The sequence below is a fragment of the Marinobacter iranensis genome, from assembly GCF_029207565.1.
GTDB classification, from domain to species: Bacteria; Pseudomonadota; Gammaproteobacteria; order Pseudomonadales; family Oleiphilaceae; genus Marinobacter; species Marinobacter iranensis.
Genome location: NZ_JANCMW010000009.1, coordinates 20,439 through 45,170, shown reverse-complemented (window position 1 = coordinate 45,170; position 24,732 = coordinate 20,439). Strand labels below are relative to the sequence as shown.

The following is a 24,732-nucleotide window of genomic DNA, read 5'->3' as shown; positions in this document are numbered from 1 at the left end:
AGGCCGGAACCTGGGGATAACGTTAATGGACAAACTTGAAGGCCGCTATACGCCGCTGCAGCGATCCTTGTGGATCGTCGGCATATATCTGCTGGCGGGGTGGTTGTGGATTACCTTTTCCGATTATCTCGTGCAGCAGTGGTTTCCCGATCCGGAACTGTTAAGCCGAGCTCAGACCTATAAAGGCGCACTGTTTGTTCTGGTAACAGCATTGGTGCTGTTCCTGTCGCTCATTAGACAGTTCAGCAAGGATCGGACATTGTTGTCGTTGCATCACCACCAGCGAGAGCAGATCCGGCAACTGAATCAGTTTCGGGAAAGCGTGATTGAAAGGGCCGACATCTGGATCAATGTGCTCGATCCCCAAGGCAGGGTAGTGTTGTGGAACAAGGCGGCGGAAGACATCAGCGGCTATCCCAGGGAAGAAGTGATGGGCTCGGACGCCATTTGGCAACGGTTGTATCCGGACGAAGAGGAGAGGGCCAGAATTCGTGCCCGTGCGGATGAAATCCTGCGCGATGAAGGGGAAGTAGTCGGCTACGAAACCTGGATTACCACCCGTGAAGGGCGCGAGCGACAGCTATCCTGGAATTCCCGCAGTCTCCACGACGAAGAGGGTGAGATTGTAGGCTCCATTGCCATCGGCCAGGATATCACCGACATTCGCATGGCGGAGAATACCATTCGCCAACGTGAGCGCCAGTTGTCCACCCTGATGGACAACCTGCCCGGGATGGCCTATCGCTGCCGATACGATGAGCATTGGACCATGTTGTTTGTATCCAACGGTTGCCGCGAGTTGACCGGATACGAACCGGATGAGCTGGTTCATAACAACCTGGTGAGCTTTGCGGAGCTCATTGAAGACGGTAGCAATGAACACATCCTGCAAACGGTTGAATTGGCGATTGGCAATGCTGAGGCGTTTTCGATTGAATACCCCCTTGTCCGCAAGGACGGGAAGCGAATTTGGGTCTGGGAGCGCGGACGGGGCGTCGACGGTGATGGCGAACTGGCCCTGGAGGGAATTGTCCTCGACATTTCCGATCGCAAGGCACTGGAGGATGAGCTATCGGAGTTGGCAACGCGCGACCCGCTGACGGGATTGCTGAACCGCCGGGAAATGACACGGTTACTGGAAGAAGAGATCGCCCGCGCCAAGCGCTACGACCGTGAACTGGCCCTGTTGTGGATTGACTTCGATCATTTCAAGGCCATCAATGATGAGCACGGGCACGCCGCCGGAGATTCGGTACTGAAAGCCGCCAGCGCCCTGTTGGCGGACAGTGTCCGGAGTGTGGATGTGATTGGTCGTTTTGGTGGCGAGGAATTTGTCATCCTGCTGCCCGAAATGGACCGTCCCGAAGCCTGGGAAACAGCTGAACGGTTGCGCAGGCTGGTGAGTGAAACCCCGCACCCTCTGGGTGGTGGAAAAACGGTTTGCCTGACCATCAGTATCGGCGTCTCAGTCTTTCCCGATCATGGCAATGACCCATACGCACTGTGTGCCGCGGCTGACCGTGCCATGTACCAGGCCAAGGCCAATGGCCGTAATCAGGTGGTTCTGGCAGCGCTAGCCGAGGAGGCCCATAATCCCTGAAGAAGATATTGCTGGATGTGCTGACGCTTTCTGCGCCGCCACGCGGCCAATGTGTCCGGCACGCTCCATCGTCAGGATAGACTGAAAACAGTCTCTGGAATCAAAGGTCAAGCGATGAATCGAATTGCCCGCCGTGCCCTTCATACCTGCGCCGTTCCTGATGATCTGGCTTCGGTTACCTACCACGATAAGGCTGGCGAGAAGCCGGAACTGGCAGGGGTGAATCCCGAGGCGGTCGAAGCTATCTGGCAAAGTGTCGAGCGGCTCTATCGCACCGGGGTGCACCCGGGAATACAGCTATCGGTCAGGCACCGTGGCGAGCAGATTCTCCATCGTGCCATCGGCCATGCCTGCGGCAACGGGCCCCATGATGCAGCCGATGCGGTCAAGGTGCCCATGACCACCGAGACGCCTATCTGCTATTTTTCAGCCTCCAAGGCCGTCACCGCCCTGTTGATGCATATCCTGGCGGAGCAGGGGCTGGTTAACCTGATGGACCCGGTGTCTTACTACTGTCCGGAATTCGCCGGTGGTGGCAAGCGCACCATCACCGTTCACCAGATTCTGTCCCACCGTGGCGGCATTCCGGCGATTCCCCGGGAAACGCCCATCGACGTGCTTTGGGACAGGGACGAAGTCTGGCGACTGCTGTGCGAGGCAAAGCCGGTGGAAGTGGATGGTGCCAAAGTGGCGTACCATGCCATCACTGGTGGTTTTGTGCTGCAGCGGGTGCTGGAAAAGGTGACCGGTGACAGCATTGAGGCCTACATTGACCGGTATCTCCGCAAGCCGATGGGGATGCGATGGTTTACCTACGGCATCGCCCCTGAAAACGTTGATGAACTGGCCTGTAACTACGCCACCGGCCCGACACCGCGTTTTCCGGTGTCATGGATCGTTAATCGCGCGCTGGGCGGTGATATCCGAACCGTAGAGCGGGTCTCCAATGATCCACGATTCCAAGAGGCGGTCATCCCTGCCGGCAACCTGTGTGGCACAGCGGAGGAAATGGGCCGGTTCTTCCAGATGATGCTCAACGGCGGCATCTGGAACGGTAAGCGCATTTGCAGCGAGATGACGGTCAGGCGCTCCATCCAGCAATTTGGCTCACTGCAGATTGACCGCACCATGATGATCCCCATGCGCTTCAGTGCCGGCATGATGCTTGGGGGCAATCCCGTGGGCTTATGGGGGCAGCACAGCCGCCACGCCTTTGGTCATATCGGTTTGATCAACAAGCTTTGTTGGGCCGATGCGGCCAGGGATATATCCGTCAGCCTGCTTAACACCGGCATTCCTATTGTCGGCCACCATCTGCCGGCGCTGGTGCGGTTCGTCTACACCGTTTGTGATCGTTTCCCGCTGATGCCGGAGAACCGACGGCCTCTTGCCGCGGCTTAACCGTTACAGGGTGGCCAACTGTTCCTCCAGTATCCCCAGCACTGACGACAGAATGTCGCGGAAGTCCGTCAGTGTCTGGGTTCTCTGGATCACATCTTCCCGGCTTTCATCCAGCCTTTCCAGCTTGGGAACCACCCGCCGGATGCCTTCGGTGATCACTTCGTAAGGATAGTGGTGGTCCATGATACTGAGCTTGTTTATCTCGGCGACCTCCTGGCTGAAGATGCTGATAATGTCGTACAGCATGTCCTTGTGATGGATGGAGCTTGCCTCCCAGTAGGCGTCGTCCAGTAGTTCCAGCAGGGAAAGGTATTCCCTCAGTGTATCGGCAACGGATGTCTGGCTCATAAGCGGTATTCCTGGCCCGGGCGGTATAGGGTCTGAATGGCAACCTGTGCACAATGTTGCAACCTGAGGGAACTATAGCAGGGGATTGTTCGTCTGTTTCAGGAGATAGCGTCGTAGTCCCCGGAAGATATATGAAACTCTATTCATTTTATTGAGTTTTGTCCGACAGTTGTGCAAAATCGCGACAGATCATACAAAATGGCGAAAGCCTGCTACAGTATGTATCGGGGCTTTAAAAAGCCCGACGAAACAAAAGGATAAAAGGACGTTCCGGCCCGGCCAGAAGAAGCCATCTTAAAAGTGGGCGGAATGAGCAGTTTCGGCGTATTGATCATTAAATGCTCAGTGGAAGAGGACGATCATGGATAAACATACGCAACCGCAGCCAGGGCCGGAACAGCCGCGCCCAGTCAAGCTGGACCATCACGACAGTGTTCGCTCCCACGTCTTTCAGCAGGTCAGTACAGAAGTGGAGCGCCTTGAGCGCCGTATTGAAACCCTTCGCCTGACCAAAGCCCCCCATGCCGCCATCATGATCTCTACCTATGAGCGCATGATCGACCGCAAGAAGGGCTTCCTCAAAAACTGGGGAATGCAGGACAGGGCCATTTACTGACGCTCACTGATCACCACGGACTGATAAGACACAGCCTCGTCACCATTCTGCTGGTTGCCACAGTGGGCAGGATTGGGCGTGCTATCGGTATTACTGGGCGGCTCCTCTAAGGATGTGAACACACGTACTCTCGCCTCCTCGTAGTTCACGTCTACCCGGATACAATCGGGCTCTTCACCACCAATGGTTATTCCCGAGGTTTGTGTCAGTGACAGGGTGTCGCGCTTGTTGCCGATAAACTCCTGCCGCATTTCCGCATTGCCGAACTCACGCCCCGTCAGGCTGATGGTTGCATACTCTGGTTGATTGTAACCGCTGACCGAAAAATCCGGGCCGTGGAAACGGCCACTCCAGACAGCGCTGCGAACCTCGGGCGGAGAAGTGTTGTCATCGGCGGGTGGCCTGGCGACAAACTGTGCCGCCCGGAAGATCTTGTTGAGCTGCGGATTGCTGGTCCAGTCGAGCATGACGTACACCCAGGTCTGATCCGGCTCCGGCGGTTCGCCGTTATTACCGCCGGTCTCGGTAAAGCGGATCAGGGCATTGTTAGCCGGGGTGTTGTAACGGGAAGCCTCGCCCCTGGTGATGCTGTCGCGCATCAGTCGTCGGCCGTCGTTGAAGGTATTGACCTGATTGGTGCTGATTAGGTGGTGAAGGAAGTCCAGCGGATTTCGCGCGCTGGTGTAAGTTGTTCCATCATCACCTGGCACCAACCCCATCAGCAGTTCAAGGCGATCGCGGAGTTGGGCAACCACGCCTTCGTCGTCCTCGCCGTCCGCGGGTTCAATGCCCCGGTACACATCGTAGAAAATGGTGTGGGGTAGCACCGGTGGCAGACCTTCCACATCCGTGACCGCAAAACTCTCGAAGGACAACGACACACTTGTTGCCGGGTTGATGTAGTTGCTGCCGGACGACGTGTCCGGCCCACAGCCGGTCAGCGACAGGACAAGCAGGGGAACGGCGGCGAAAATGCAGGAATGTCTCATTTCATGTGGCCCTGAGATGCGTAATCGGAAGTAAAACGCTAAAGTGTTTAGCCGTGGGGCCGCTGACATCGTCCGGCACCCGTGTGACTGCTGACAATAAACCATAAAAAAGGCACCTGCCCTCGCGGAGATCACATTTTGCAGCAATGGGAATGCCACGCACGATGGTTCCGGCTTCTGGTCCTTGCGGTTCTGGCTGTTGCTATCCCGGCCTCGGCCCTGGCCCAGGAGCGTTGCCAGGACGGCGAAATTGTATTGAACAGCGCCACCAGCAGTGTGCGTGACCTGGGTAGTTGTGTGTGGTACCTGGAGGACCCGGACCACACGCTCGGTTTCAGCGATATCCTGACTGGCGATACCGCGCCCTTTACCCGTCATGAGGGAGGTGTGCTGAACTTCGGGTATACCGAATCCGCCTACTGGGCCCGGTTTGATGTCCAGGTGGGCGCTGGCGCGGCGCTGACCGACTGGATACTGGAGCTGGCCCTGCCACTGGTGGATGAAGTGGTGCTTTACCTGGTGCGGGACGGAGAGTTGGTGGAGCAGCGTCGGGCCGGCTACGAGGGGGACTGGTCCGGGCGTGACCTTGCGGTGCCCAACCCCACATTCCGGCTGTCGCTGGAACCGGGAACCACCACCCGTATCTACCTGCGGATCACCAACACCAATACGTTCCGGCTGCCAATTACCCTCTGGCATCCCGATGCCTATATCGAAAAGGTGTCCGTGGACGAGGCGGTGCGGGGCATCCTGCTGGGCAGCATCCTGGCGATTCTCGCCTATAACCTGTTTGTTGCGGTCGCCGTGCGGGAGCGCAGCAACATCTATTATGTGCTGTACCTGGTGTCGGCAACCGTGTTCATCGCCACCGAACAGGTGCACGGTATCCAGTTGCTGGAGGATCGCCCGGCCCTGTTGAACAAGGAGTACCTGCACTACCAGATCATTATGACCTGGTTCTGGGGCCTGTTGATGGCCCGCTCGCTGCTGGAAACCAGGGAACGGTCGGCGGAGCTGGATAAGGTGATCCAGCTTTGCCTGTATTCCATTGTTGCTACCTTTGTACTGTCTCTATTCCTGCCGTACCACACAGCGATGGAGTGGATCGTGCTGGCGTCGATCGTACTCAGCATAATCCTGATCGTGGTCAGTTACCTGTCCTGGCGCTATTACAACCCGGCGGCCCGCTCCTACTTCTTCGCCTGGACGCTCGCCCTGCTGGGATTCGGTATCTATGGCCTGACGGTAATGGGTTACCTGCCGCTGAACATGTTTACCTCCTACGCGCCGCAGTTTGGCCTGACCGCGCAGATTATCCTGTTCTCCTTTGCCCTCGCCGACCGAATCAAGCAGGTCCAGGGTGAGGCCCTGGGCTGGAGCCAGCGGGCACTGGCCAACCTGCGGCGTTACCAGTCGCTGTTTGATAACGCGATCGAAGGCGTGTTCCAGATGTCGCTTGACCGACATTTCGTGACGGCCAACCCTGCAATGGCGAGGCTGATGGGATACAGCAGCAGCCGGGAGCTCCTCGATCACAACCCGGATGCTCTGGAAACCTGTTTTGCGGATGAGCGTGTGCGCCGTTGGGTCATCGGCCAGTTGGAATCCAGGGGCACCGTCAAGGGCATTGAGGCGCGGTACTACGCCCGTTTTGGCGAAGAGCGCTGGGCCACCATCTCTTTGCATACTGTCTACACCCCCGACGGCGATCCGGCCCATCTTGAAGGCACCTGTATTGACGCCACCGAACGTCACCAACGCCAGCGTATTGAGCGGGAGCGGGAACAGGAGCGGCTGGAGAAGGAGTTGGCCCGCAATTCCGCCGAGGCCAAAAGTCAGTTCCTGGCTAACATGAGCCACGAGATCCGCACGCCACTGGCAGCCATCATCGGTTACGGTGAAACGTTGCTCGACCCGGACCTGACAGAAACCGAAAAGCACACCAGTGCGGAGACGGTGGTTCGCAGCGGCCGCCACCTGCTCGACCTGATCAACGATATCCTGGATCACTCCAAGATCGATGCCAACAAACTGGATGTGGATATCGTGTCGGTTAACCTGCCGGAACTTCTGGACGAAATCCGGGCCTTCTTCGAGCCCAGGGCCCGGGAAAAGGGCCTGAAATTTCATATTATCTGCGAATTTCCGTTACCCGAGATGATTGCCACGGACCCTACCCGTTTTCGTCAGATCATCATTAATTTGTGCGGAAATGCGCTTAAATTCACGGAAAAGGGTTCAATTTCACTGAATATACGATGTGATCGTCAACATCGGACACTGATTGCAAGGGTGGTCGACACCGGCATCGGAATGAAGCCCGAGCAACTGGGCCGGCTGTTTGACCCGTTTGCCCAGGGTAGCGCCGCCATTGCACGGCAGTATGGGGGAACTGGTCTGGGACTGAGTATCTCGCGACGGCTGGCGGAATTGCTGGGTGGCAATATCTCGGTCACCAGTACCTACGGCGAGGGCAGCGAGTTTGAGGTCTCCATTGCTACGGGCCCGCTGGAGGGCACCGATTTCCTGCGCGATGCTTCGGAATTGTCCCAGCGCCGGCGTAGTATCCCCATGGTGGTGGCGCCGCGGCTTTCCGGGCGTATCCTGCTGGCCGAAGACAACGACGTAAACCGTCGCCTGGTTTCGCTGCTGGTCAGTCGCACCGGGGCCGAGCTTGTACATGCCGGCAACGGCGCCGAGGCACTGGATCTGGCGCTGCGTGAGTCTTTTGACCTGATCCTGATGGATATCCAGATGCCGGTGATGAACGGCCGGGATGCAACCGCCGCTCTCCGCGAGGCCGGTCTCAATACACCGGTAATCGCACTGACCGCCAACGTAATGTCGGAGGACATTGCTGACTACCGCCTGGCGGGCTGTAACGACCATCTGGCCAAACCCATCGACAAACAGCGTTTCTATGAAGTGATGGCCAGATACCTGGTGGTGCAGCCGGAAAGTGAGCGCGAGGCGCGCCAGCGCCACACCGGCACGGTGCTGGTGGCTGAGGATAACGAAGACAACAGCCGTCTTGTGGAGCGTATGCTGCGCGCAGAGGGGTTGGATGTTATCACCGTTGCCAGTGGTGGTGACGCCGTGCGTACGGCGCTGTCTGAATCTGTGCAGATGGTGCTGATGGATCGTCACATGCCAGGTCTGGATGGCGTAGAAGCAACACGTTTGCTGCGCCAGACCGGATTCCGGCGGCCCGTTATTGCCTTCACTGCCGGTGATCAGTCGGAGAACGACGCGCTAATGGCAGCCGGGTGCGACGGGGTTCTGAACAAGCCCATCGACAGAGAGCACTTGCTGGCCACCCTGAACCGGTTTTTCATGGATACCGAGCGTGAAACCGCTGAAGCGACGGACGATGAAGGCATCGCCCACCTGGCCGAGCGTTTCCTTGACGGGCTTGCAGCCCGGAAATCGGCAATGGAAACTGCGGTTGTGAGCCAGGATCGTGAGCGGCTGAAAACCGAGGCCCACCAGATCAAGGGCACGGCCGGCGCCATGGGCTACCCTGAAATGACAAGGCAGGCAGGAAAACTGGAAGCCTGCGTGAAAATCGAGGACCCGGACTGGGACCGTGTTCACAGCGAACTGCAATCACTGGATGACATGATCGACAGGGCATTGCTGGGCCGGGAAGCACGCCTGTGAACACCGGTATCCGGGCCACCGTTAACAACAGGAATCCTGAGTGATGAGCGAAAACCCACAGCAAAGTGAACAGCACTCGTTGAGCATGATGTACGGCACTTATGCCGACATCCTGTTTGTTCTCTTCCCTTTCCTGGTTATCAGCATGCAGCGGTTATGGGACGGCCAGCTCTACGAGACACTGCTAAGGCCCGACCTGAGCATTGCCGCAGCGATACTGGCGGGGCTGGCCATCGGCAAGTTCGTGTTGGGCCTGGTCAGCAATCGCGACCTGGGCCGCTACAAGGAACGAATCGTGTTCTTTATCGCACTGACGCTTTTCGTTGTGCTGGGGCCAGCCATCATCCTGATGCTCAGTATTGCCGGTAACCGGGAAGTGCCCGGCTTTGTGGCGTTTGTTCAGCCGATTCTGCTGATCATTGCCATTTCCCTCTACACGACCGCGGTCAGTATCAGTAATATCCTTACCCGGCCCGGTGCTGCAGATACCGGCGATGCCAGCGAAACGGGCTTGCGACGTGGTGGAGATCAGGAGCCCACACCGGCCAGGACAGAACATGAACCCCTGGCGATCCCCCGGCGAACCGGGAGTGACCCCCTTTGAAATGCCACGCGGGGCCGGATATGAAGCACAATCAGGAGGCAGGGTATGAGTGAACTCAGAATACTGGTGGTGGAAGACGAGCCGGTCATGAGGGAAAGGCTGGTGGAGATGCTTTACAACGCGGGCGCAACCAGTGTCGCCGAATGCCCGGACATTGCCGGCGCCAGGGCGGCCTTTGAAGCTGAAGTGTTCCAGATCATACTGCTGGACCTGGGTTTGCCGGATGGCAACGGGCACCAGTTGATGGAGGAGTTCAAGGCGAAGAGGAAAAACCAGCACATTGTCCTGGTGACGGCGGACGATTCGATCGACAGTATCCAGAAGGCAATCAGCGCCGGGGCCAATGGCTATGTGGTCAAGCCTTACTCTCAGGAAAAAATCCACGATGTGGTGAACAACTATGCCATGGTGCACGGCGCAGATGCCACCATGATACAGGGCCTGAACCGCCAGCACTGACGGTTCGGCCCGTATGATGTCCGTTACGCAACCTGGCGGGCAATCCAGGAATTGTAACGGGTGGCCAGGGCGCGGACGTACCGCGCTTCGGCGTCATTCAGGTTGCCCAGCACGCCCTTGAATATCCAGCCCCGCTCATACAGTCCCAGCACCCGCTGTTCGTCGTCCAGGTTGACGCGCTGGTTCAGCTTCTTGCAGATGGCATCCAGCAGCGGCAGCTTTTCCGGGCGCCGAATGGGCCCCGTGCGGCTGCTCGCCGGCTGGTTCGCTGCTTTTGTCGAATGTCTCTTCATGATCTTCTCCTTGTCGTTTTGCGGCTGCAAAAACAAAACCCCGGTGCTCTGGGCAACCGGGGTCTTGCGGAGAAGCTGGCCCGGTCGCTCCAAAGGCTCCCGGGACTGACCGAAAGCCGTTAGATGTCTTTCACCATAGCGTACGCACACGTCCCGCTGTTGCGGTACGCAATCGTATCAATCATCGGATGTTGCTGATTCTGACGCATATCAACTGGCTCTTTACCGGCAGGTTTAGCCGGACATTTCGGTTTCGGTACTGGTATCAGTGTATCGCTTACCCGATGCTTTGCAAGGGGCACAGTGCTTCGGCAAACCCCTACAGACGCGGTTGGGCGGATTGGTCATAATTCGCCCTGTCACGTGTTTTACGTTGTGCAATCCTCCAGTGCCCACCTTTTATCTGTGGCGCACTGCATGGATCTCTCCTTTATACGCAGCCCTCGGGGCTGCGTTTTTTTTGCCTCCTCAAAAAGCGGCTCGCCGTATCGTGGAAACCTCGTAGCCACTAGTTCGTACAGACGTTCCGGCCCTGATTGGCGATAATTCGTATACTAATCAATGCAAATTTTGTCAGAAATCAGAGGTTGAAACCCAGTAAAATGTCCGAAGAAAATGGATCTGCAAGAAACCGGTTCCAGTCGCACGTTATTATTGAAATGTTGCTGGTGGTGGCGCTGGCCGCCTATATGTTGGTTGCACGCAGCGAGATGGTGGGAGACGATTTTTCCTTCACGGTGATCGGCGCAGTCCTGATGGCACTGGTCACCTATTGGACACTGAACACGCTGCGTGATGGCCTCGAGGTTATCGCTCTCAGGGTGCGTCGTTCCCGGCACTGAATACCGCAGTGGAAGACAGCTGGATCTCTTCCCAGGTCCGGTGGAGGATAAGGGCATCGTTTGCCGCCCTGTGTACGGGTAATCCCAGGCGGTTGATAACTGCCTGCCGCGTGGATGACCATAGCCTCACCTGAGGGGCGTCCAGCAACATGGAAATGGATTCGAGCTGGAAATCGGCGCGGGTGTTGGCGGCGCGAAACAGGCGGTGGAGCCAGAAGCTGTCGAAAGTCCAGGCATCGCAGAATACCTGCCCCGAGAGAAGCCGGTTGAGGCTTTCAGCAACTTCCGATACTGGTGTGCCGTCCTGTTCCAGGGTTTCCCGGGTGATACCGTGAACTTTTTCAGCGCTCTCGGACCAGTCCTGCCAGAGTACATGGGGCCGGATCAGCCAACTGTGCAGGGTGCCGTCGGGCAGGCAAATGCCAACCTCGATCGGATAGCTGGCGATCAGGTCGAGGCTGGAGGCCTCAAAGTCAATGAAGGCTGGGCTGGTTCTGGTTCTCATTCCGCCTGATTATCTGTTGATGTGCCGTTATCAGAGTTTACCCGCCCACTCCTGCAGACGCGAACCCATCATCGCATTCCACTGTTACAATGTGTCCACGCGTACAACCGGGATGACCTGATGACCAATACCGTAGTTGTGATCTATTCCGGGGGAATGGATTCGTTCACCCTGCTTCACCTTGCCCGTGCCCGAGGGTACAAGGTTCATGCTCTGTCGTTTGATTATGGCCAGCGTCATGTGCGTGAACTGGAATGCGCCCGCCAGGTATGCGATGAGTTGTCGGTGCCGCACAAGGTGATCGATATCCGCGCACTGAGTGAAGTAATGGCCGGCTCGGCACTGACCGACGACGTGGCGGTGCCCGAGGGACACTACGAGGAAGACAGCATGAAAGCCACCGTGGTGCCCAACCGCAATATGATCCTGCTGTCACTGGCCACCGGCTATGCGGTCACAGCTGGCGCTATTGCAGTCTGGTACGGTGCCCATGGTGGGGACCACGCTATTTATCCGGATTGCCGTCCGGAGTTTGTTCAGAAAATGGATGCCGTCTGCCGGGTGGCCAACTACCAATCGGTCGGAATCGAGGCGCCATTCATGGGCTCTGACAAGGGGGCCATCCTTGCCGAAGGATTAAAGCTGGGTCTCGACTACAGCAAAACCTGGACCTGCTATAACGGCCGCGACAAGGCCTGTGGCCGCTGCGGCTCCTGTGTGGAGCGCCTTGAGGCCTTTGCCAGCAATGGGCTGACAGACCCCCTGTCCTACGAGGTGGCAAGCTGATGTACCGGGTCAAGGAAGCGTTCTACACCCTTCAGGGTGAAGGTGCCCAGGCAGGCCGGGCGGCGGTGTTCTGTCGCTTCAGCAAATGCAATCTCTGGACCGGCCGCGAAAAGGACCGGGCCAGTGCCGTGTGCAATTTCTGCGATACGGATTTTGTGGGAACCGACGGCCAGAACGGCGGCCGGTTCGAAACCGCGGAGGCACTGGCGGCCCATATACGCAGCCTTTGGCCGCAAGCACCCGGCCGGCCCTACGTGGTGTGTACCGGGGGGGAACCTCTGCTGCAACTGGACGAGAAATTGATCGAAGCTTTCCATCAGGCCGGCTTTGAAGTGGGGGTGGAAACCAATGGTACGCTTCCGGCGCCAGCCGGTATTGACTGGCTGTGTGTCAGCCCCAAGGCGGATGCACCGGTGGTGCTGCGTCAGTGCGATGAGCTGAAAGTGGTCTATCCCCAGCCCCTGGCCATGCCCGAGCATTTCGCAGACATCCGGGCCAGCCACTATTTTCTTTCGCCAATGGCGTCACCGACCTTGTCCGAAGGCGAGCCCGATCCGGTCAAACAAAGCAATACCCGCAAGGCTACGGATTACTGCCTGGCCCACCCGCAATGGCGGCTGACCCTGCAGATGCACAAGATTATCGGCATCGACTGAGCACTTCAGGCCATTGCATTGGCCGGTGTCCGGCCCGTCGCAGCTGTTTGCGGTAAAGGTTCCCGGTTTCGATACTGACTGGGGCTCTGGCCGGTCCAGCGCTTGAAGGCCCGGGTAAAGTTGGCAGCGTCGGCATAACCCAGGGCGTCGGCGATCTGGCTCAGGTTCATGGTGGTATTTTGTAGCAACTCCCCTGCCCGTTCCAGCCGCACCTGGTCTACCAGGTGTTGAAAACTGGCCTCCTCAGCCTGTAAACGACGCTTCAGGGTACGCTCCGAGACAAACAGGGTGGTGGCCACCCGGGCCAATTTTGGCGGAAACGGGTGGCTGGTTTCAATCACCCGCCTTACCCGGCAGGCAAAGCCGGCGTCTTCCGTCAGCAGACGCAGGGCTTCCTCGCACTGTGCTTTTGATGAGGCGGCGAGCTGGTCGTCGGTAAAGCGGATGGGCAGCGCCAGTTGCGAATCAGGAATCACAATGGCGTCTTCGGCGGCACCGTACACCACTGGCACCGGTATCTGCTGGCGGAAGCGATAGAAGTAGGTTGGTTCCGCGCCGCGACGGTGAATGGACGAGCCGGCCACCGGCGCACCGGTCAGTTGGGCACCCATGGAGGCGCAGCCGAACAGCATGGCATCCATGATAAAACCTTGCAGTGGCCCCAGGTCGATGCCGCAGGAAATGGCGTAGATAACCTGACCGTTGTTCTGCCGGCGGCTCACCTGCAGGTGCGGGGCCCGTAGGGTCAGGTACCGCGTCATCAGGTCCAGGGCATCCTCCAGGGTGCGGCTGCTCATTACCGCCGTACCCAGGGCACCGTGCAGCGGCAATCGCAGCTCCCGCGCCAGCATGATGCCAAGCCCGGGTTCGCCGCTTTCGATAATCGCACGAGTCACGAATTCGCTGGCCTGGGACTGGCTGACCCGCAAATCCGTCGATTTCAGGCGCACGGGGTCGAGACCGACGCGCTTGAGCAGCGCCTTCTCATCGACGCCGATGGATTGCAGCAACTCCGCCAGCAAATGCAGGTAAATGGCCGGCATGCCCAGATCCTGAGTTGTAGATACTGAGGCGCGCATGGGGTTTCCTCATGTTTCCTGTTGTTGTTATGTCAGGGATGAAACTTCTTCCACGATTATGAACTGAGTTGTGCTTCCACCCCATGACTTCGCTGACGGGTCAACAGGATATGCAGGCCAATTAAACGGTTTGAACGCTCACGGAATGGCGTTCCACGAATTCGGCCATGGCCCTGGCTGAACGGCCCGGATTCTCCAGCATGGGGAGGTGACCAACCCCGCTAAACACATGGATATCCGCGCCCGGGGTAACCTTGCGAAACCAGTCGACACAGCGGGTGGGGGTAATCACATCGCGGTCACCCCACTGCACCTGCAGCGGCGGGGTTTCCGGGCCCAGGTAGCGCGCCGGTGCCAGCGCGTCGGCGAGCATGTCATTGAAAATGTGGCGCAGGGCTCCGGTTCGCTGTAACAGGTCCGGCCCCAGCAGCCCCGCCATGGCCACACCCATGGCGGTGGGCCTGCCATTGCCAACGCTGTTGAACATCCGGTAAACGCCGGCCCAGTCACGGGGAATCAGGATGGCGTCGCGGTCGGTTTCGAAGGGGGCGTCGAGATCCACGTCCGGGTGTTCGGGGATGCCGGCACTGTTCAGCACAGTCAGCGAGGCTGGCCCGGGTGTCATCTTGTGGGCGAGGACGGCGGCAATGGCGCCACCCATGGAACTGCCTACAATGTGAATGTTGTTCGTCGCAAGGGTGGCAATCCACGCCTTCAGGCGTAATGCCTGCTCCTCGTAGCGGTAGCTGGCGCCGGGATGATAGTCGCTTTCTCCGAACCCTGGCAGGTCCGGGACCAGTATGTGCCAGTGGCTCGGCAGGCGTTGCAGCCAGAAGGCCCAGTTCTCTTTCATTGCCGCAAAACCGTGAAGCAGCAACACGGTAGGCCGGTCGGCGGCAGGTGATCCTTTTTCAAGGTACACCATACGGTGCCCGTCGATGCCGGTTTCCCGCCGCTTTGCCTGAACCAGCCAGCGCTGCCCGGTGCGGGCGGCTGGCCATAAATTCGGAGTGGGTATTTTCACAGCATGCTTCCGCTCTGATTGGATAGGCCCAGTGTACCTGTTATCCGGTGCCGGGCTTTGGCCTGTCCGCCCTGACGCAGCGGCAGCGGGGCAAGGTTGGTTCAGAGGGCGAAGTCGGTAACGACCGGGTCGTGGTCTGATGAACGCCAGGGCTGGTTTCCAGGCACCGGAATCGGCCCCTTGTAGCCCAGCGCCCGGGGCTCGTCAGCGTTTATCGACCAGGTTGCGGCGCCGACGAGCCGAGCGGCGAGCCCTTCCGACACCAGGCTGTAGTCCAGGGTGCCGCTACGGCCATGGAAGCGATAACTGGTCTGGCTGCAATTGCTTGGATTGCAGTCATGGAATTGGCGAACGGCATTGGTATAACCCGCACTGGCCATCAACTGTAGGGCTGTTTCCCGGGCGTAGCTGTTCATGTCGCCGGTGATCAGCGTGCCGGCCAGGTTGCCAGTGTCTGGAAGGGAATCGGCCCAGCGGATTATGGCGCCGGTAGCCTGTTCGCGACTGTGGCTGTAGCAGCCCTGGCCGTCGTTCTGGTCCCGGTTTGGTCCCTTCGCTCCGCGGCATGACTTGGATTTCAGGTGGGGGACGATGATCCGCAGGGTCTGGTCACTGTTGTTATGGCGGAATACCTGAGCAACAGGTGGTCTGCCGTGGCGGTTAAAAGGGGACGATGTCAGACGGCTGGCAGGACCTTCGGTGGCCACCCGATCGCTTCGGTAGAGCAGGTCGGTGCGAATCGCATCACTGCCGGTGTTGCCATGTGTTTCCACGTAACGCCAGCGTTCTCCGAGAGCCTTCGCCAGCTCTGCGATGGCGCTGTTGTCGTGGTAGCCGTCATTCTCAACTTCCGTCACGGCGATAATGTCGGGGTCGGGCGCTTTCATCGCGGCAACCAGCCTCGCCTTCTGTTCCGCGAACTGACTTTGGGATCGCGCACCACGCAATGCGGGGAAACCTTTGCCACCGCCATCACCGTTGAAGAAGTTGCCAAGGTTGAGGGTAACCACCCTGAGCGTGGCCCGTTCGGAACGCATCGGCGGTTCCGGGCGGCGGTTGGCTGAGGTGAACTCCGGTGTTGATTGCGGTTGCAGGCGCCAGGCGTCAAACCGGAAATCCAGTACGCCTGCCAACCCGCTGACCCGGTCGCCAGCACGAACCGGGTTGTCTGCAGATAATTCCGGCCCCGGCCAGGGGACAGGCTGGGGATTGCGAGCCCCTTTGCCATCATCAAGAACCAGCCGGTTGTGTTCTTGCTCCCGGTGCAGTGCCTCTGCTGCCGGCCCGGGCTCCAGGATTTCCGTAGCGATGGTCTGAGTGCTGGCTGCCAGTGTCAGCTCGCCGTAACGGGCCAGGTTGTAGTGGTCGATAACCGTCAACTCACCGTTCACTACAACCCGCATATTCTCCAGGTGTTCCGGTCGCTGTTCGTCTTGCCAGGGCAATGTGACAGGGACGGGGTCCGGCAGTTGGGCGTGACCACATGAGACTATAACGGAAACATCGGTGAGTTCAGTCAGGCCGTGGAACTCTTTTACCCGCCCCGATACACGAACCCTTTCACCAGGAAGACCGCGTGAGCGATTGGTGTAAACGAAAAGTGCTTCGGAGGTTGCCGGGTTGTTATCCGTCTCGTTATCAGCCTGCTGCAGGTAAAAGCCACGGAATCCGCCCTTGTGGCGGGCGTCCATGGTAATGATGCCTTCAACGGTTACAGTCTGGTTGACGAGCGTGGAGGAGTCCCCCGTACCCTGAATTCGGGAAACCGGAACAGCTTCGGCACCGCAACTGCCGGCCGCAGTGGCGGGCAGCCACAGTGCCAGGGCGAGTACATAGGGCCAGGGAGCGGAGGTATTGGTTGTCGTCACCCGCTCAGTCTAGCAAAGCCCGGCCACCGCTTTAATAGCTCTCTCACGGGCCGACTCGGCAATGCCCAGTTGTTCCTCGTTGGCCAGCTCCAACTGCTGCACCATCGGGTCCGGATGCTGGCTGTCCGCGCCCAGGCCGAGCCGGGACAACACATAGGGCGCCAGGGCCGCGCGGATGTTGAGCTCAAGCCGGTTATCCGTCATGCCGTAATCGGTTGCAACGATGTCCTGTTGTGCCTTGTTTAGCCGGCTGTCGGGCATCATCACCAGGGAAATCTGGCGGTTCCAGTCGTCATCGTTATGGATGGTGTGGCGGCTGCGTTGCCGAATGGTCTCCGGCTTACCCCGGAAACGGCTGAGGGCAAAGTCGCGGAACTCACGGTTGGAGTCACACCAGGCCCGCAGGTGCCAGTTCTGGCCCACGCATACCAGCGTGTGGGGTTCCAGTGTTCGCTGGGACACGCCGGCCGGGCTGAGGGAGGCGTAGTCTGCCTTCATCACCCTGCCGTGACGGGCGGCCGCGACGACGGCCCGCATGACTTCCGGCTTCACAACCCGTTCCGGGCCGCGAACGATGGTGTTGTCCGGCAGGCTGATATTGAGGGATTCGAAGGTGTTACTGAGGCTGTCCTGACGGGCCAGAAGATCCTGATATTCGCTGGCATGTCCCTTGGTGACCACTGGTCGGAAGCCGGGCGACGGCACATAGCCTTTCAGGTGGCGATCGTAAACCAGGTTGTCCGGCGCCAGTTCCCGCAGGTAGGTGTTTATATCCTTGGAAGCCTGTTGTCGCCCTATGCCGAAACTGTGGCAGATATGATTGGTGGTGAGCCGTCCTTCCCAGAGGGCGATGATTTCAATCAGCCGGTAGCGAAGCAACAGATCCCACCGAATGGGCCAGTCCGTTTTTTTCATAACCAGGCGCTCATGGTTAGCGTGGATTGCATGAGTTGAGAGACTCTCGTGGGTTGAAATGGGCAGCGATAAAACTTCCCACATGTTAACCCCTCAGGCCGCCAGCGTGTGTTACGTCACCTTAATGTAAAACGATGTTAAATCCAGTCATCACGGCGCTGCAAGCAGTATTCGGGATCTCGGGAACTGCGTAGTGGTTTTGTGGATTGTGCCCTGTTCTAATTCACGCTCGGCAATGTTCCGGCGTTGCTGCTACTTTCATTACATCCTCGTATCAACTCTTTTCTCAAGTACGCCGGAGCCAGTCAGATGACCCGAATGGTCACTTCGCTTTCAGCCCTGATCCTCAGTATCGTCCTGCTGGTCAGTGGCAACGCCTTCCTGATGACCCTGTTGGGTGTCCGCCTGAGTATTGAGGCAGTCTCGCCAGACATTATCGGCTGGATACTGGTGTGCTATTCCATTGGCTTTGTGCTTGGCACACTCTATGTACATCACATCATCGGTCGTGTCGGACATATCCGTGCTTTTGCAGTGTTCGCAGCCATGGCTGCAGTGTGCGCGCTGTTGTACCCGATGGCGGTGTCCGAGGTGTTCTGGGCAATCCTGCGTGCGCTGTCCGGCTTCAGCGTGGCCGGTGTGTTGGTGGTGATTGAAAGCTGGTTCAGCAGCCGTGCCAGCAATGCCAACCGTGGCGCCCTGTTTGCGGTTTACCAGATCGTATTTTACCTGTCCGCCGCCGGTGGCCAGTTGCTGATCAATGTGGGTGAGCCATCATCGTTCATCCCCTTCTCTCTGGCGGCGATTCTGCTGGCCCTGGCGCTGGTTCCGCTGTCGCTGACAAAAATGGACGCGCCGGTCATAGAGCAGTCCCAGCGTTTGTCCTTCTTCACTCTGGCACGGGAGTCGTTCACCGGCGTGTCCGGCGCCCTGATATGCGGTGTGATGATCGGTTCCTTCTACGCCCTCGGGCCGGTCTACGCCACCATGGTGGGCCTGGAGGTCAGCCGGGTGTCCACCTTCATGGCCAGCGCCATTGTTGCCGCCATGATTCTGGCCTGGCCGCTTGGGCTTATATGTGATCGTTTTGACCGTCGTCGCGTGATGTTCTGGGTAGCGGTCATGGCGGGCACGTCAGCAGTGTTGGTAGGTGTGTTCGGTGCTGAGCGGATGTGGTTGCTGACCTTGCTGGTGGGGCTGTTTACCGGTCTGTCAGCCACCCTGTACCCGATTGCAGTCGCGATCACCAATGACCGCATGGAAAGCAACCGTATCGTTGCCGCCAGCGCAACGCTGTTGCTTAGCTACGGTGTCGGCAGTGTGATCGGCCCTGTGGTCATGGCCGAGCTGGTGAGCATACTGGGCCCGAGGGGCCTGTTCTTTGGCAATGCCGGATTCCTGGTGGTGCTGGCGGTGATTACCAGTTATCGCATCAGCCACACCGACGACGTGCCAGTGGCGGATCAGGAGCACTTTATACCGGCTATGCCGGAAACCTCACCGGTACTGACGGAAATGGACCCGCGGAACGAGGAATTCCACGAGTCGCCGGAGGCCTCGGAAATGCACGAAGAGGACCTGCGAAAGACCGGCTGACAAGGCCTGTCTCCTGCTGCGTGCGCGCAGCGCCTCTCGGTTTTCCCCGATTTTGTTTTGCCTTGCATATCTGTTTTTATCTTAATTGTTAGCTTACTATTGGTAACTTTCATTGTCACTGCACCGTTTCGGCAGTGGTATTCGTTACAGGTAGTAAAGCAGTCGATACCCATTACCGGAGTTCCAGATCATGAGAGATCAGTTTCCCTTTGCCGTCGCCCGGGTGACCCGTCGCTGGCGCAAATTGCTGGATGAGCGCCTTAAGGATCTGGGCGTCACCCAGGCTCGCTGGACCACCATGGTCTATCTGCAGCAAGGTGGTGAAGGGCTGACCCAGCGTGAGCTGGCCCGCCTGATGGCCATTGAGAATCCGACCCTGGTGCGGTTGCTGGACAGCCTGGAGCAGCAGGGCCTGATTGAACGTCGTCCCTGCCCCAATGACCGTCGTGCCCGCCGCCTTCACCTTACCCCGGACGGGACCGAGTTCATGAACGTGCTGACCGAGCGTGCCGCACGCCTGCGTGAGGAAATGCTGGACGGCATCAGCGACGAGGACATCGAAAGTGCTGTCAAGGTCTTCCACAGAATCATGGAGAATGCCGAGCGCCAGAAGTAACGACGTTCGGGCGGTGCATCCGGTTGGAGGGTTGTCGGTCTGAGTGATAATACGGTCGAAGGGCTGAGAGCCCGTTACGGTGAACGCTGGCGCTGGCTGGCGGTGGCCACGGTGATGCTGGGCACCATGGCAACCGTGCTCAGCGCGACTGTGGTAAACGTTGCCCTCCACGACATCATGCTGGAATTTGGTATTCGCCAGGGCCAGGTTCACTGGTTGGCGACCGGGTTCATTGCTGCCATGACCACCACCATGCTTGCCTCCTCATGGCTCCTGGATCATTTCGGGGTGCGTAAGACCCTGGCCACGGCCATGTTTCTTTTTACCGTTATCTCCCTGTTGGGTGGTTTTGCCACCTCGCCGGAACAGCTGATTGCCGCTCGTATCGGTCAGGGCGCCATGGCGGGGCTGATGCAGCCCATGGGCATGTATCTTGTGTTCCGGATTTTCCCCCGTAACCGTCGTGGCCAGGCCATGGGGATCTATGGCATGGGGGTTATTCTGGCCCCGGCTCTTGGCCCCGTGCTCGGTGGCTTCCTGGTGGACCAGCTGGACTGGCGTTATGTCATGTTTGCGCCAGTGCCCGTTACGCTGACCGGTGTGTTGATGGCCTGGCGCTTCCTGCCGTTGCCGGTTTCCCGCCCCGCACCCTACCGATTTGACCTTCTCGGGCTGGTGCTGCTGGGCGTTGCCATCGGGCTCTCCCTGGACACACTCAACCGGTTGCAAGAGCTTACCGGGCAGGAGGGGCGAATACTGCTCGAAGGTATCGTTGCGATCGTGGTCCTGCTGCTGTTTGTGGTTCGCGAGCGACGTGCCCGCCACCCGCTGGTTAATCTCGCTCTGTTGCGTAACCCGGCCTTCGTGTATGCCAACCTGGGCGCCATGGCACTGGGGCTTGCCCTGTTCGGCTCCACGTACCTGGTGCCATTGTTCGTTCAGACATCCCTGGGATTCACTGCCACCGAAGCGGGATTGCTCATGCTGCCGGCGGGTATTGTGCTGGGTATGACTTTCCCCCTGGCGGGGCGGCTGGCGGACCGTATGAGTGCCCGAAAGCTGGTTATTTTCGGAATCATCCTGTTCGCCGCGTCGGCGATGTTGTTCGCGGTATCGGATCTTGAGCTCGCCTTCGGCTGGCTGGCGTTGTGGACGGTGCTGGGACGAATCGGCATCGGCTTTATGCTGCCGGCTCTGTCCACGGGTGCACTGAATCCGCTGGCTCCGGAACAATTGGGCGCCGGCTCAAGCACCATCAACTTCACCCGCCAGTTGGGGGGTGCCTTCGGTGTCAATATTGTTGCCCTGACCATTGAGTTTGGCGATCACAGTGGTGGCATCCCGACCATCGGGGCCTTCCATTCGGCGTGGTGGCTGGTGGCTGCGTTCGTGGCGGTGGCTGCCATTCCGGTATGGAAGATGCGCGCCTAGTTGCCATTGGGCTCGCAATTGACTAAGATTCCCGCACTCTTCAGGGGAGTAGCCTCCGCAACGGAACCCGTTTCCAGGGGCGGATGGTAGTCAACATACTTGGGGCTCAATCTCCGTGGCTATCATGTTTCACCGGCAAAATGGTGAAACTGGCAAGACCTGAGGCAGTTTCACCTCCCAGGGCGGAAGGTGGGCTGTCTCATGTCTGAATGTCCGCCCCGGAGTTTTTCATGGACGCTTTTCTCGCTTCAACGTTTGCCGTCGCTATCGCTGAGATCGGTGACAAGACCCAACTGCTTTCCCTCTTCCTGGTTGCCCGTTACGCCAAACGTTATCCCATTATTCTCGGTATCGTTGTCGCCACCCTTCTGAATCATGCGCTCTCGGCCCTTTTGGGTGCCTGGATTGCCGAATGGATTCCGGAGGCCTGGCTGCCCTGGATACTGGCCTTCAGCTTTGTGGCCATTGCGCTGTGGCTGCTTATTCCGGACAAGGATGACAGTGGCGATTCGGCGTTTCTGGGGATGGGAGCCTTCATGGCCACGACGGTGATGTTTTTCCTGGCGGAAATCGGCGACAAGACCCAGATAGCGACCGTGGTACTGGCGGCACGGTATACGGAAACCTTCTGGGTGATTATGGGTACCACCGTTGGTATGCTGCTGGCTAATATACCGGTTATCATGGCTGGTAAATGGTTGATGGACAGGTTGCCACTGGCCACGGCCAGAATCGGCGCAAGCATACTTTTCGTGATTCTGGCAATTGCTACCTTGTGGGCAACCCTGATGTCGGCCTAAGGCACTTTGTTAACTGTCGCAACAGACCGGATGCCGGATTTGGACGCTATGTATCGAAAACATGTAACAGGCTTTTTGTTGTTCTTGCTGGCCTTGGTGCCGGCCGGTCCGCTGTTCGCAGAATCTGCGCCACAGGCAGCGGGCAAGGCACTGAGCGCTTCTGAACCGGAACAGGGTGTCCCGGAAAAGCCCCGTGTTCCGAGGTTTTCCATCAAGGGTGATCTGGCCGGGGAACTGTCGATAATGACTACCCGCTATGAAGACACCTTTGCGGGAATTGGCAATCGCGCCAGCCTTGGTTACCTGGAACTGGTAAAAGCAAACCCCGGCGTCGACCCCTGGCTTCCTGGTGAAGGCACGCGGATTACGGTACCCCGACACTACGTGCTACCGGACGTGAAGCGCGAGGGTATTGTTATCAATCTGGCGGAATACCGTTTGTACTACTTTACTGAAGGGAAGGTGCAGGTTTATCCGGTGGGAGTGGGTACCGATGAAAATCCTTCACCACTGACCAATGCCGAAGTGACCATGCCGCTGGAGTCACCGGCCTGGTATCCACCGGCGAGTATTCGTGCCGAATACGAGGCTTCGGGCGATTACCTGCCCAGGATGATTCCCCCTGGGCCGGGTAACCCTCTGGGATCCCACGCGTTGATGCTAAGCGAGAAAGGCTATCTCATTCATGGCACCAACAAGCAGTTCGGAGTGGGGATGCAGGTCAGCCATGGCTGTTTCCGTATGTACAACGAGGACATATCCCGGTTTGTCTACGAAGTCAGCAAGGGCACACCGGTACAGGTTATCCGCCAGCCGGTGAAAATTGGCCTTAAAGGCAATGAAGTCTGGCTTGAGGTACATCGCCCTGAAGAGGAATACAGCCAGCAGGATCGGGAACAGTTGTGGAAGGAAGTGCAGAGAACGGTAGAAGAGTTTCGCCAGAAAATGCCCGGCGTGGAAGTCAAGCGTATGGCGATTGAGCTGGCTGTTGACCAGGCAGACGGGATTCCGCGCATGGTTGGTGAACGCCTGACCCGGGTTGCGCACGAGGGTGCCGGGGCGGTACGGAGTACCCCTGATGGCGAAGAAGGTGAGAAGCCACGTCTCTGGTTCTGATCCGCCGAACGGATAAGGGGAGGAGTGATGAACGCGAACCGACCCAACCGATCATTTTCCTCCGGCCGCCTGCCCTGGGGGCCGGCCATCTTTCTGCTTGGCCTGGTGCTTGCGCTGGGATCACTGTCCCATACGGTTATTGCACAGCAGGATGATTCACCGACCGGTCTCGTATTGACCGTGGAAGGCGCCATTGGCCCTGCCACTATGGACTACGTGGTGCGGGGTATCCGTCGCGCCGAGGCTGAGGGTGCCGACGTGCTGGTCATTCAGATGGACACGCCCGGTGGCCTGATGGAATCCATGCGCGGCATTATCAAGGAAATCCTTTCTTCTTCGGTACCGGTAGTTACCTGGGTGTCTCCAGCAGGTGCCCGCGCTGCCAGTGCCGGCACCTATATCCTTTACGGCAGCCATGTGGCGGCGATGGCACCGGCAACCAACCTTGGCTCAGCCACGCCAGTCCAGATGGGCGGCCTGCCGGGCTCCGGGGAGTCAGAGCAGAAACCAGAGCAGGAAACTGAAGACTCCGGTCCGGATGAGAATGCAACTGCCGAGGGCGAAGAAGCAGCGCAGGGCAATGAATCCGAGCCCGAAAAACGCCGTGGGGACTCTGCCATGGAGCGCAAGGTTCTGGAAGATGCAGTCAGCTATATCCGCGGCCTGGCAGAGCGCCATGGCCGTAATGCCGACTGGGCCGAGAAAGCGGTGCGTGAGGCGGTCAACCTGGGCGCCGAAGACGCCCTGGAGCAGAATGTTGTGGATGTGGTTGCCAATAACATGACCAGCCTGATGGAACAGCTGGACGGACGTACCGTGAAAATGGCGGATGGTGAGAGAACGCTGGCCACGGCGAACATTGAACTGACAAGGGCGGACCCGGACTGGCGCACCCGCCTGCTGTCGGTGATCACGAACCCTAACGTTGCCTATTTCCTGATGATCATCGGCTTCTATGGCATCATCTTTGAACTTTCCAATCCCGGTGCTGTATTTCCGGGTGTGATTGGTGCCATCTGCCTGATTCTGGCGCTGTTCGCCTTCCAGGTTCTATCTGTCAATTACGCCGGCCTGGCGCTGATTCTGCTGGGGCTTGCCTTCATTGTGGGGGAGGCCTTCATGCCAAGCTTCGGCATACTCGGTATAGGGGGCATTGTGGCGTTCGTAACCGGCTCCATTATCCTGATGGACGGCAGTCACCAGGAGGTATCCCTGCCCACCATAGGGGGTACGGCGCTGGTTGTTGCCGGCTTCACACTCTGGACGGTGATACGCTTTATCGGCCTGCGCCGGAAGCACCCGGTGAGTGGCAGTGAACAGATTCTCCATGAAACCGTCACGGCACTGGATGAATTCGAGGAGCAGGACGGCGATTTCAGGGGCCATGTGCAAATGAGTGGCGAGCGCTGGAACGCCATCAGCCCGAGGCCTGTCCAAACGGGAGACAGATTACGAGTGACGGCGATTGAGGGGTTGACGGTTTACGTGGAAGCGCAAAGGACGGAGAACTGACCCCGGCTAGAACGTG

Annotated in this window: 23 protein-coding genes; 15 read left to right on the top strand and 8 right to left on the bottom strand. The window is 58.5% G+C overall.

Features of this window, described 5'->3' with window-relative positions:
- Window positions 1–25 precede the first annotated feature (25 nt).
- Window positions 26–1,600, top strand: a complete 1,575-nt coding sequence (locus tag NLU14_RS14240; protein ID WP_275707614.1) for a sensor domain-containing diguanylate cyclase — start codon at window positions 26–28, stop codon at window positions 1,598–1,600.
- A gap of 114 nt (window positions 1,601–1,714) precedes the next feature.
- A complete protein-coding gene (locus NLU14_RS14235; RefSeq protein ID WP_275707612.1) occupies window positions 1,715–3,001 on the top strand; it encodes a serine hydrolase domain-containing protein in 1,287 nt (428 codons plus the stop codon).
- Between the two features lie 3 nt (window positions 3,002–3,004).
- On the opposite strand, the gene NLU14_RS14230 is transcribed toward NLU14_RS14235, so the two are convergent.
- Complete coding sequence (locus NLU14_RS14230) at window positions 3,005–3,349, bottom strand: hypothetical protein (RefSeq protein ID WP_275707610.1); 345 nt, start codon at window positions 3,347–3,349, stop codon at window positions 3,005–3,007.
- A gap of 361 nt (window positions 3,350–3,710) precedes the next feature.
- Between NLU14_RS14230 and NLU14_RS14225 the strand changes: the two genes are divergently transcribed.
- On the top strand, window positions 3,711–3,965 hold the full coding sequence (locus tag NLU14_RS14225; protein WP_275707608.1) for a hypothetical protein: 255 nt from the start codon (window positions 3,711–3,713) through the stop codon (window positions 3,963–3,965).
- Here the strand turns inward: NLU14_RS14225 and NLU14_RS14220 are convergent.
- Window positions 3,959–4,954, bottom strand: coding sequence for a hypothetical protein (locus NLU14_RS14220; RefSeq protein ID WP_275707606.1), 996 nt, complete (start codon window positions 4,952–4,954; stop codon window positions 3,959–3,961). The genes NLU14_RS14225 and NLU14_RS14220 overlap by 7 nt on opposite strands.
- Before the next feature lie 138 nt (window positions 4,955–5,092).
- On the opposite strand from NLU14_RS14220, the gene NLU14_RS14215 reads away from it, so the two are divergent.
- From NLU14_RS14215 to NLU14_RS14205, 3 genes are read left to right on the top strand one after another with little or no spacing between them, the layout of a single operon-like run.
- The gene (locus NLU14_RS14215) at window positions 5,093–8,614 is read left to right on the top strand and encodes a response regulator (protein WP_275707604.1); all 3,522 of its coding nucleotides are present in this window, start codon (window positions 5,093–5,095) and stop codon (window positions 8,612–8,614) included.
- 43 nt (window positions 8,615–8,657) lie between these two features.
- Entirely contained in the window at window positions 8,658–9,218 is a 561-nt protein-coding gene (locus tag NLU14_RS14210) for a hypothetical protein (RefSeq protein ID WP_275707602.1), read from the top strand.
- Between the two features lie 45 nt (window positions 9,219–9,263).
- Complete coding sequence (locus NLU14_RS14205; RefSeq protein WP_275707601.1) at window positions 9,264–9,677, top strand: response regulator; 414 nt, start codon at window positions 9,264–9,266, stop codon at window positions 9,675–9,677.
- Window positions 9,678–9,700: 23 nt separating this feature from the next.
- Here the strand turns inward: NLU14_RS14205 and NLU14_RS14200 are convergent, their stop codons facing one another.
- Window positions 9,701–9,970: a hypothetical protein gene (locus tag NLU14_RS14200; protein ID WP_275707599.1), complete on the bottom strand. Its 270-nt coding sequence runs from the start codon at window positions 9,968–9,970 to the stop codon at window positions 9,701–9,703.
- A 602-nt stretch (window positions 9,971–10,572) separates the two neighbouring features.
- On the opposite strand from NLU14_RS14200, the gene NLU14_RS14195 reads away from it, so the two are divergent.
- A complete protein-coding gene (locus NLU14_RS14195) occupies window positions 10,573–10,812 on the top strand; it encodes a hypothetical protein (protein WP_275707597.1) in 240 nt (79 codons plus the stop codon).
- Here NLU14_RS14195 and NLU14_RS14190 read toward each other — a convergent pair.
- The gene (locus NLU14_RS14190; RefSeq protein WP_275707596.1) at window positions 10,787–11,317 is read right to left on the bottom strand and encodes a 3'-5' exonuclease; all 531 of its coding nucleotides are present in this window, start codon (window positions 11,315–11,317) and stop codon (window positions 10,787–10,789) included. The two genes, NLU14_RS14195 and NLU14_RS14190, sit on opposite strands and share 26 nt — an antisense overlap.
- Before the next feature lie 120 nt (window positions 11,318–11,437).
- Here NLU14_RS14190 and queC point away from each other — a divergent pair, with 120 nt between their 5' ends.
- Both queC and queE read left to right on the top strand, forming a co-directional pair.
- Window positions 11,438–12,103, top strand: coding sequence for a 7-cyano-7-deazaguanine synthase QueC (gene queC / locus NLU14_RS14185; protein ID WP_275707594.1), 666 nt, complete (start codon window positions 11,438–11,440; stop codon window positions 12,101–12,103).
- A complete protein-coding gene (gene queE / locus NLU14_RS14180; RefSeq protein ID WP_275707592.1) occupies window positions 12,103–12,759 on the top strand; it encodes a 7-carboxy-7-deazaguanine synthase in 657 nt (218 codons plus the stop codon). The genes queC and queE overlap by 1 nt, the downstream gene beginning before the upstream one ends.
- A gap of 5 nt (window positions 12,760–12,764) precedes the next feature.
- Here queE and NLU14_RS14175 read toward each other — a convergent pair whose 3' ends face one another.
- The 4 genes from NLU14_RS14175 to NLU14_RS14160 all read right to left on the bottom strand — a co-directional run bounded on the left by NLU14_RS14175 (window position 12,765) and on the right by NLU14_RS14160 (window position 17,645).
- Window positions 12,765–13,838, bottom strand: a complete 1,074-nt coding sequence (locus NLU14_RS14175; RefSeq protein ID WP_275707590.1) for an AraC family transcriptional regulator — start codon at window positions 13,836–13,838, stop codon at window positions 12,765–12,767.
- Between the two features lie 121 nt (window positions 13,839–13,959).
- Window positions 13,960–14,862: an alpha/beta fold hydrolase gene (locus NLU14_RS14170; protein WP_275707588.1), complete on the bottom strand. Its 903-nt coding sequence runs from the start codon at window positions 14,860–14,862 to the stop codon at window positions 13,960–13,962.
- Between the two features lie 101 nt (window positions 14,863–14,963).
- Complete coding sequence (locus NLU14_RS14165) at window positions 14,964–16,730, bottom strand: ExeM/NucH family extracellular endonuclease (RefSeq protein WP_275707586.1); 1,767 nt, start codon at window positions 16,728–16,730, stop codon at window positions 14,964–14,966.
- A gap of 9 nt (window positions 16,731–16,739) precedes the next feature.
- Entirely contained in the window at window positions 16,740–17,645 is a 906-nt protein-coding gene (locus NLU14_RS14160) for a helix-turn-helix transcriptional regulator (RefSeq protein WP_275707584.1), read from the bottom strand.
- Between the two features lie 309 nt (window positions 17,646–17,954).
- Between NLU14_RS14160 and NLU14_RS14155 the strand changes: the two genes are divergently transcribed.
- The 6 genes from NLU14_RS14155 (at window position 17,955) to NLU14_RS14130 (ending at window position 24,716) form a co-directional block, all read left to right on the top strand.
- Window positions 17,955–19,241, top strand: coding sequence for an MFS transporter (locus NLU14_RS14155; protein WP_275707582.1), 1,287 nt, complete (start codon window positions 17,955–17,957; stop codon window positions 19,239–19,241).
- A 190-nt stretch (window positions 19,242–19,431) separates the two neighbouring features.
- Window positions 19,432–19,857 carry a MarR family transcriptional regulator gene (locus tag NLU14_RS14150; RefSeq protein ID WP_275707580.1) on the top strand — a complete coding sequence of 142 codons (426 nt, stop codon included), beginning with the start codon at window positions 19,432–19,434 and terminating at the stop codon, window positions 19,855–19,857.
- Between the two features lie 39 nt (window positions 19,858–19,896).
- A complete protein-coding gene (locus NLU14_RS14145; RefSeq protein WP_275707832.1) occupies window positions 19,897–21,288 on the top strand; it encodes an MDR family MFS transporter in 1,392 nt (463 codons plus the stop codon).
- Between the two features lie 230 nt (window positions 21,289–21,518).
- Window positions 21,519–22,088 (top strand): TMEM165/GDT1 family protein, encoded by a 570-nt coding sequence (locus NLU14_RS14140; RefSeq protein ID WP_275707579.1) that lies wholly within the window; start codon window positions 21,519–21,521, stop codon window positions 22,086–22,088.
- 48 nt (window positions 22,089–22,136) lie between these two features.
- Window positions 22,137–23,204 carry a L,D-transpeptidase family protein gene (locus tag NLU14_RS14135; protein ID WP_275707577.1) on the top strand — a complete coding sequence of 356 codons (1,068 nt, stop codon included), beginning with the start codon at window positions 22,137–22,139 and terminating at the stop codon, window positions 23,202–23,204.
- A gap of 27 nt (window positions 23,205–23,231) precedes the next feature.
- Complete coding sequence (locus NLU14_RS14130; protein WP_275707575.1) at window positions 23,232–24,716, top strand: NfeD family protein; 1,485 nt, start codon at window positions 23,232–23,234, stop codon at window positions 24,714–24,716.
- The last annotated feature ends 16 nt before the right edge of the window (window positions 24,717–24,732 follow it).

Excerpts from the sequence above, each read along its gene's own strand:
- NLU14_RS14130 (WP_275707575.1), top strand. The coding sequence starts at position 23,232 with ATGAACGCGAACCGACCCAACCGATCATTTTCCTCCGGCCGCCTGCCC.
- NLU14_RS14230 (WP_275707610.1), bottom strand. The coding sequence starts at position 3,349 with ATGAGCCAGACATCCGTTGCCGATACACTGAGGGAATACCTTTCCCTG.
- NLU14_RS14190 (WP_275707596.1), bottom strand. The coding sequence starts at position 11,317 with ATGAGAACCAGAACCAGCCCAGCCTTCATTGACTTTGAGGCCTCCAGC.
- NLU14_RS14240 (WP_275707614.1), top strand. The coding sequence starts at position 26 with ATGGACAAACTTGAAGGCCGCTATACGCCGCTGCAGCGATCCTTGTGG.
- NLU14_RS14175 (WP_275707590.1), bottom strand. The coding sequence starts at position 13,838 with ATGCGCGCCTCAGTATCTACAACTCAGGATCTGGGCATGCCGGCCATT.
- NLU14_RS14135 (WP_275707577.1), top strand. The coding sequence starts at position 22,137 with ATGTATCGAAAACATGTAACAGGCTTTTTGTTGTTCTTGCTGGCCTTG.
- NLU14_RS14160 (WP_275707584.1), bottom strand. The coding sequence starts at position 17,645 with ATGAAAAAAACGGACTGGCCCATTCGGTGGGATCTGTTGCTTCGCTAC.
- NLU14_RS14210 (WP_275707602.1), top strand. The coding sequence starts at position 8,658 with ATGAGCGAAAACCCACAGCAAAGTGAACAGCACTCGTTGAGCATGATG.
- NLU14_RS14225 (WP_275707608.1), top strand. The coding sequence starts at position 3,711 with ATGGATAAACATACGCAACCGCAGCCAGGGCCGGAACAGCCGCGCCCA.
- NLU14_RS14235 (WP_275707612.1), top strand. The coding sequence starts at position 1,715 with ATGAATCGAATTGCCCGCCGTGCCCTTCATACCTGCGCCGTTCCTGAT.
- NLU14_RS14140 (WP_275707579.1), top strand. The coding sequence starts at position 21,519 with ATGGACGCTTTTCTCGCTTCAACGTTTGCCGTCGCTATCGCTGAGATC.
- NLU14_RS14195 (WP_275707597.1), top strand. The coding sequence starts at position 10,573 with ATGTCCGAAGAAAATGGATCTGCAAGAAACCGGTTCCAGTCGCACGTT.
- NLU14_RS14220 (WP_275707606.1), bottom strand. The coding sequence starts at position 4,954 with ATGAGACATTCCTGCATTTTCGCCGCCGTTCCCCTGCTTGTCCTGTCG.
- NLU14_RS14200 (WP_275707599.1), bottom strand. The coding sequence starts at position 9,970 with ATGAAGAGACATTCGACAAAAGCAGCGAACCAGCCGGCGAGCAGCCGC.
- NLU14_RS14155 (WP_275707582.1), top strand. The coding sequence starts at position 17,955 with ATGACCCGAATGGTCACTTCGCTTTCAGCCCTGATCCTCAGTATCGTC.
- NLU14_RS14150 (WP_275707580.1), top strand. The coding sequence starts at position 19,432 with ATGAGAGATCAGTTTCCCTTTGCCGTCGCCCGGGTGACCCGTCGCTGG.
- NLU14_RS14205 (WP_275707601.1), top strand. The coding sequence starts at position 9,264 with ATGAGTGAACTCAGAATACTGGTGGTGGAAGACGAGCCGGTCATGAGG.
- queC (WP_275707594.1), top strand. The coding sequence starts at position 11,438 with ATGACCAATACCGTAGTTGTGATCTATTCCGGGGGAATGGATTCGTTC.
- queE (WP_275707592.1), top strand. The coding sequence starts at position 12,103 with ATGTACCGGGTCAAGGAAGCGTTCTACACCCTTCAGGGTGAAGGTGCC.